Annotated in this window: 5 protein-coding genes; 2 read left to right on the forward strand and 3 right to left on the reverse strand. The window is 64.9% G+C overall.

Annotated elements, in window-relative coordinates:
- Positions 1 to 24 precede the first annotated feature (24 nt).
- Together HMPREF0372_RS13025 and HMPREF0372_RS13030 are read left to right on the forward strand one after the other, a co-directional pair.
- A complete protein-coding gene (locus HMPREF0372_RS13025) occupies positions 25 to 837 on the forward strand; it encodes a sugar phosphate isomerase/epimerase family protein (RefSeq protein WP_035299909.1) in 813 nt (270 codons plus the stop codon).
- A 10-nt stretch (positions 838 to 847) separates the two neighbouring features.
- Positions 848 to 1,831, forward strand: coding sequence for a Gfo/Idh/MocA family protein (locus tag HMPREF0372_RS13030; protein WP_007493279.1), 984 nt, complete (start codon positions 848 to 850; stop codon positions 1,829 to 1,831).
- 262 nt (positions 1,832 to 2,093) lie between these two features.
- Here the strand turns inward: HMPREF0372_RS13030 and HMPREF0372_RS13035 are convergent, their stop codons facing one another.
- The 3 genes from HMPREF0372_RS13035 to HMPREF0372_RS13045 form a co-directional block, all read right to left on the reverse strand.
- A complete protein-coding gene (locus HMPREF0372_RS13035; protein ID WP_007493281.1) occupies positions 2,094 to 2,852 on the reverse strand; it encodes a FadR/GntR family transcriptional regulator in 759 nt (252 codons plus the stop codon).
- 95 nt (positions 2,853 to 2,947) lie between these two features.
- Positions 2,948 to 4,387 carry an acetyl-CoA hydrolase/transferase C-terminal domain-containing protein gene (locus HMPREF0372_RS13040; RefSeq protein ID WP_007493284.1) on the reverse strand — a complete coding sequence of 480 codons (1,440 nt, stop codon included), beginning with the start codon at positions 4,385 to 4,387 and terminating at the stop codon, positions 2,948 to 2,950.
- Between the two features lie 106 nt (positions 4,388 to 4,493).
- The gene (locus tag HMPREF0372_RS13045) at positions 4,494 to 5,693 is read right to left on the reverse strand and encodes a thiolase family protein (RefSeq protein ID WP_039997509.1); all 1,200 of its coding nucleotides are present in this window, start codon (positions 5,691 to 5,693) and stop codon (positions 4,494 to 4,496) included.
- Between the last annotated feature and the right edge of the window lie 81 nt (positions 5,694 to 5,774).

Below are 5,774 nucleotides of genomic sequence, written 5' to 3' on the forward strand. Positions count from 1 at the left end.
CCCCCTTCTGAAAAGGGGGATATTATGGGACGCATCATCGCGGTCAACTCCAACTGCTACCACGGCTATTCCATTGAGCAGGCCATCGACGGCATCGCCGCCGCCGGGTTCCGCTACATCGAGCTCACCGCCACCAAGGGCTGGACGGAGCATGTGTTCCCCGACCAGAGCTTCGAGCGGCTGTGGCAGGTGAAGGAGCGGCTGGCCGAAAAGGGCCTCACCCCCTTCTCCATGAGCGGCCACTGTAACCTGATGGACACCGCGCGCATCCACGACTTTATCAGCAACATCCGCCTGGCCGCCTTCTTCGGCTGCGGCTATATCGTCTCCTCCATCGGCGAGGCCCATCTCTCGGATCAGGCCGTGGCCTCCAACGAGGTGGTGGCGGAGCACATCCGTGCCCTGGTGCCCGAGCTGGAGAAGTACGGCCTCACCCTGGTGCTGGAGACCCACGGCGACCACGGGAGCGGCAGGATCCTGAAGGAGATCGTGGATCGGGTGGGCTCCCCCCGGGTGGGCATCAACTACGACACCGCCAACGCCCTCTTCTACGGCAACGTGGACTTGGGGGCGGATCTGGACGCCAGCATGGACGCCATCCGCTACATGCACCTCAAGGACAAGGGCGGCGAGCGGACGGTATGGGACTTCCCCGCCCTGGGCAAGGGCTGGCTGGACTTCCCCCTGGTCTTCGACAAGCTGGCAAAGGCGGGCAACGACTGCCCCTTCAGCATCGAGATCGAGTTCACCCAGGCCGGAGCGAAGGATCTGGCCGAGATCAACCAGGCCGTGAAGGACTCGGCGGAGTACCTCACAGCCCACGGCTTCGTCCTGTGAGGTGGCGGCCATGATCAACATCGGAATCGTGGGCGCGGGCGGCATGGGCACCGTGCACCACAGCAACTATCGCCACCTGGACGGCTGCGCCGTGGTAGGCGTGGTGGACCCCTCCCCCGCCGGGCGGGAGCGGGCCGCCCAGTGGGGCGTGCCCTGCTATGAGAGCATTACCGACATGGTGGAGGCCGGCGGCGTGGACGTGGTGGACATCTGCACCCCCACCTTCCTCCACCGGGACAACGTGATGGAGAGCCTCTCCCTGGGCAAGACCACCATCGTGGAAAAGCCCTGCGCCCTCACCCGGGCGGATGCCGAGGCCATGTTCGCCCTGGCGGAGGAGAAGGGGGTGAACCTCTATGTGGCCCAGGTGCTCCAGTTCACCCGGGAGGTGGAGGTGCTGCGGAAGCTGGTGCGGGAGGGCACCTACGGCAGGCCCCTGGACGCGGTGTTCCAGCGGCTGTCCGCCCGTCCGGAGTGGGCCCAGGGCGGCTGGCTCTTTGACAAGAGCAAGAGCGGGCTGGTCCCCTTCGATCTGCACATCCACGATCTGGATGTGATCGTCTCCCTCTTCGGCGTCCCCGACCGGGCGGAGTGCCGCCCCTGCGGCGGCCCGGCCATGGACTCCCCGGAGCTGTACCGCTGGGAGTACCGCTGCGGCGGGGTCAACGTCATGGCCGAGGCGGGCTGGCTCAACGCCTCCATCCCCTTCACCGCCGTCTGGCGGGTCTACTTTGAGAACGCCATGGTGATCTATGACGGCAATATCGTCACCGCCTACCCCCACGGCTCAGAGCCGGTGGTCTTCGACACGGAGGAGGCCGTCAAAATCCCCACCGGCATCAACGTCCCCCCCACCGGCTGGTACTACACCGAGCTGGGGCACTTCCTGTCCTGCATTCGGGCGGGAAAGCCCTCCCCCCTGGTGCCCCGGGAGCGCATCCTGGCGGTGCTGGGCCTGCTGGAGACCGCCCTGGAGGCGGACGGATCAAACTGAAAAACGCTCCCCGCGCGTCAACCGCGCGGGGAGCGTTCAGCCTGTCGAAAAAGTCTTTTCGACAGGCTTCCGGACTTTTTGACCCTTTAAAAAGGTTCAAAAAGTGATTTGATCCAACGCGAAAGGGAACCCTGACGGTTCCCTTTCACACTATCCCTCCCTCCGAACCATCCGGCTGGGAGTTTTTTCAGTTTCAACGCTCCCCGCGCGCCAGCCGCGCGGGGAGCGTTTTATCTTTTCTTTATTCGTGTTTGCTCCGGGTTCAGCCGAACGCGGCCTTCTGTCCCGGGTGATCGGTTCCCATGGTGGATCTGAGGTTGTAGCGCACATCCTCCATGTGCTCCTCCATGCACTGGCGCGCCCCCTCCGCATCCCCCTCGATGACCTTGCTGAACAGGGCCTCGTGGGCCACAATGGAGCTGTACGAGATGCCGCTGTTGTTGATGGTGAACTGCCGGGAGATGTCCAGCAGCTCATAGAGGTACTCGTAGACGCTGGAGAGCACGGCGTTGTGGGCGGCCCTGACCAGGGCCTGGTGGAAGCCGTGGGAGAGCTTGCGCAGGTTCTGCACCGACTCCTCGGTGCCGTCGTTGACCTTCTTGGCCTCCCGCATGTCCCGGAGCAGCTTCTGGATGGAGGCGATATCCTCGTCGGTGCGCCGCTGGGCGGCGTGATAGGCCGCGAAGGTCTCCAGCACGATACGCAGCTCCAGCAGATCCCGGATGGTGTCCGCCGTGGCGTCGAAGGAGAAATTCATCTTGCTGACCAGGCTCTGCGCGGAGGTGTTCTTCACATAGGTGCCGTCGCCGGGGCTGCTGTCCAGCACCCCCATATACTCCAGGATCTTGAGCGCCTCACGGATGGGGACACGGCTGACGTTGAACTTCTCGGCCAGCTCCCGCTCGGAGGGCAGCTTCTGGCCCGCCTGAAGCTCTCCATCGGCAATCATCTGGCGGATGTTGTCAATCACGTACTCGTAGAAGCGGCCGCTGCCGTCCGCCTGCTTGGTTGGGAGATTCATCGGACTCCTCCTTTTATCCTCAAGTACTTTTTCCTTATTTTATCATAATCTGAGGTCAAATAGAAGGGATCTCTCAAAAAATCCCCCCGCCGGAGTCAAAGGCGGATGATGCCATGCTTGGCCTTGCTCTGGGCGTAGGCCTGCTCCACATACTCCCGCAGCCCGGGACGGAACTTGGGGTGGGCGCAGTTCTCAATCAGGACATGGGCCCGCTCGTAGGCCGTCAGGCCCCGCAGATCCGCCAGGCCCTGCTCGGTGACGATGATCTCGGTGTCGTGCTCCGTGTGATCCACGTGGGCCACGTGGGGCACAATACAGGAGATGGCGCCGTCCTTGGCGGTGGAGGCGGTGGAGAAAATGGCGATACCCGAGTTGCGGGCGTAGTCGCCGGAGCCGCCGATGCCGTTCATGACGGCCCCCTCGCCGATGTGGGTGGAGTTGACGTTGCCCGCCAGATCCACCTCGATGGCGGTGTTCATGGCGATGATGCTCAGGCGGCGGATCACCTCGGGGGCGTTGCTGAGCTCCTGGGGCCGGAGGATGATCTTGCCCTTGTAGTCGTCGATATGGGCATAGAACCGCTCCCGGGCAGAGGGGGAGATGGTGAGGGCCGTGCCGCTGGCGCAGGCCACCTTGCCCGCGTCGATGAGCTCCACCACCGCGTCCTGCATGACCTCGGTATAGACGCTCAGGTGATCCAGCTCGGAGCGGGCCAGGGCGGAGAGCACCGCGTTGGCCACGCCGCCCACACCGGACTGCATGGGGGGCAGAGGGTTAGGCAGGCGGCCGGCCGCCACCTCGCTCTGTAGGAATTTGACAATATGGCTGGCAATGGCCTCCATATCCGGGGTGGGGGCGGGGAGATCCTGGTTGGTGTCCTCGCAGTTGGTGAGGATGACCGCGGCGACCTTGTCCGGGTCGCAGGGCAGATAGGGGGAGCCCACCCGGTCGTCGGGCTTGAAGATCTCAATGGCCTGGGTGTGGGGCGCCCGCTCCAGGGTCAGGATGTCGTGCATGCCCTCCACCTCCAGGGGGATGGCCTCGTTGACCTCCAGGATGAGCTTGTCGGCATACTTCACCAGGGTGTCGTCAATGCCCACCGAGAAGGGGAGCACCAGACTGCCGTCGGCCCGGATGGCGGCCACCTCGATGACGGCCACGTCGATCTTCCCCAGGTAGCCGTTTTTGATCAGGTAGGGGCCGTGGCTCACATGGGTGTCCACATATTGAATCCGGTCGGCGTTGGCCAGGGCGCGGAGATCCCGGTTGCCCTGAAAGCCATACCGCCGCTTCATCACGCCGGAGCGGGCCAGCACTCCGTCCAGCTGGTCGCCCACGTTGCCCCCGGTGATTACGGTGATGCCCAGCTCCTCGCCCTCCTCGGCGCGCCGGGCCAGCTCGGCCGGAAGCACCTTGGGATAGCCGATGACCGTAAAGCCGCTGAAGCCCACGGTCATGCCGTTTTTGATATGCGCTGCCGCCGCCCTGGGAGTGGTCACCTTGCGCAGCAGCGCCTCGTTGCAAATGCGGTCCATTCGGAATACCGATCCTTTCTTTTTTCTCTAGTTGGTATACCATTTTGAGGAAAAAAAGCCCGGCGGAGCCTTGCGGTTCCCCGCCGGGCCTCAAACGAGGGCTTGTTCAGTCCGCCAGCTCCAGAAGCGTGGCGCCGCCCTGGCCGCCGCCCATGCACAGGGTGGCGATGCCGTACCGGGTGCGGGTGCGCTTCATGCCGTGAACCAGGGTGGTCAGGATGCGCCCGCCGGTGGCGCCCAGGGGGTGCCCCATGGCGATGGCACCGCCGCTGACGTTTACCTTCGCCATGTCCAGCCCCAGCTCGCGGATCACCGCCAGGGACTGGGCCGCGAAGGCCTCGTTCAGCTCGATCATGCCGATATCGTCCAGTGTGAGCCCCGCCTTCTCCAGCACCTTGCGGACGGCGGGCACCGGGCCGATGCCCATGATGCGGGGATCCACGCCCACGATGGCGTGGGCCACGATGCGGGCCATGGGCTTGACGCCCAGCTCCTTCACCTTCTCGCCGCTCATCAGCAGCAGGGCGGCGCCCGCGTCGCTGCGCCCGCAGGAGTTGCCCGCAGTGACCTTGCCCTTGCCGTCGGTGCGGAACACGGGCTTGAGCTTGGCCAGGCCCTCCATGGTGGTGGCCCTGGGCTGCTCGTCGGTGTCAAACACGATGGGCTCCTTTTTCCGCTGGGGGATCACCACGGGGACAATCTCATCCTTGAACACGCCGGCGGCCACCGCCTCGGCGGCCTTGCGCTGGCTGTGGAAGGCAAACTCGTCCATATCCTCCCGCGAGATGTGGAACTGCTCGGCCACGTTCTCGGCGGTATCGCCCATTCCGAACACGCCGTAGGTCTCCTGGGGCTGGGCCCGCTTGGCCCCCTCCACGATGGGATCCACCAGCACATTGTTGCCGGTGCCGTAGCCGTACCGGGCGTTCCACAGCTCGAAGTGGGTGGCGCTCATGGCCTCCACGCCGCCGGCCACCGCCACGTCTACGTCGCCGCAGCGGATGTCGTTGGCCGCGCAGTTGACCGACTGGAGGGAGGAGCCGCACTGCATCATCAGCGTATAGGCCGGAATCTCCTCCCGGAAGCCCGCCATCAGGGCGCACACCCGGGCAATGTTGGAGGCCACGGCGTTCTGCTTCACCTGGGCGATGACGACCTCCTCCACCAGCTCGGGGGCCAAGCCGGTGCGCTCCATCAGGGCCTTGCACACCAGCCCCCCCATCTCGTGGGCCTGGGTGTTCTTCAGCGTGCCGCCCATGCGGCCCACGGGAGTGCGGACGGCGTCTACAATATAAACCTCGCGCATAAAAGCGTCCTCCTTTTTGTGTTCAGGCCCGTGCAATGCCCTGCTCCCTGGCCTCCTGTGCGACGGCGCGGGCCACGGTGT

Origin of the sequence: Flavonifractor plautii ATCC 29863, assembly GCF_000239295.1 — a bacterium.
Lineage (GTDB): Bacteria > Bacillota > Clostridia > Oscillospirales > Oscillospiraceae > Flavonifractor > Flavonifractor plautii.

Bases quoted from the DNA above. Each gene is read 5' to 3' on its own strand.
- HMPREF0372_RS13025 (WP_035299909.1), top strand. From the start codon at position 25: ATGGGACGCATCATCGCGGTCAACTCCAACTGCTACCACGGCTATTCC.
- HMPREF0372_RS13030 (WP_007493279.1), top strand. From the start codon at position 848: ATGATCAACATCGGAATCGTGGGCGCGGGCGGCATGGGCACCGTGCAC.
- HMPREF0372_RS13035 (WP_007493281.1), bottom strand. From the start codon at position 2,852: ATGAATCTCCCAACCAAGCAGGCGGACGGCAGCGGCCGCTTCTACGAG.
- HMPREF0372_RS13040 (WP_007493284.1), bottom strand. From the start codon at position 4,387: ATGGACCGCATTTGCAACGAGGCGCTGCTGCGCAAGGTGACCACTCCC.
- HMPREF0372_RS13045 (WP_039997509.1), bottom strand. From the start codon at position 5,693: ATGCGCGAGGTTTATATTGTAGACGCCGTCCGCACTCCCGTGGGCCGC.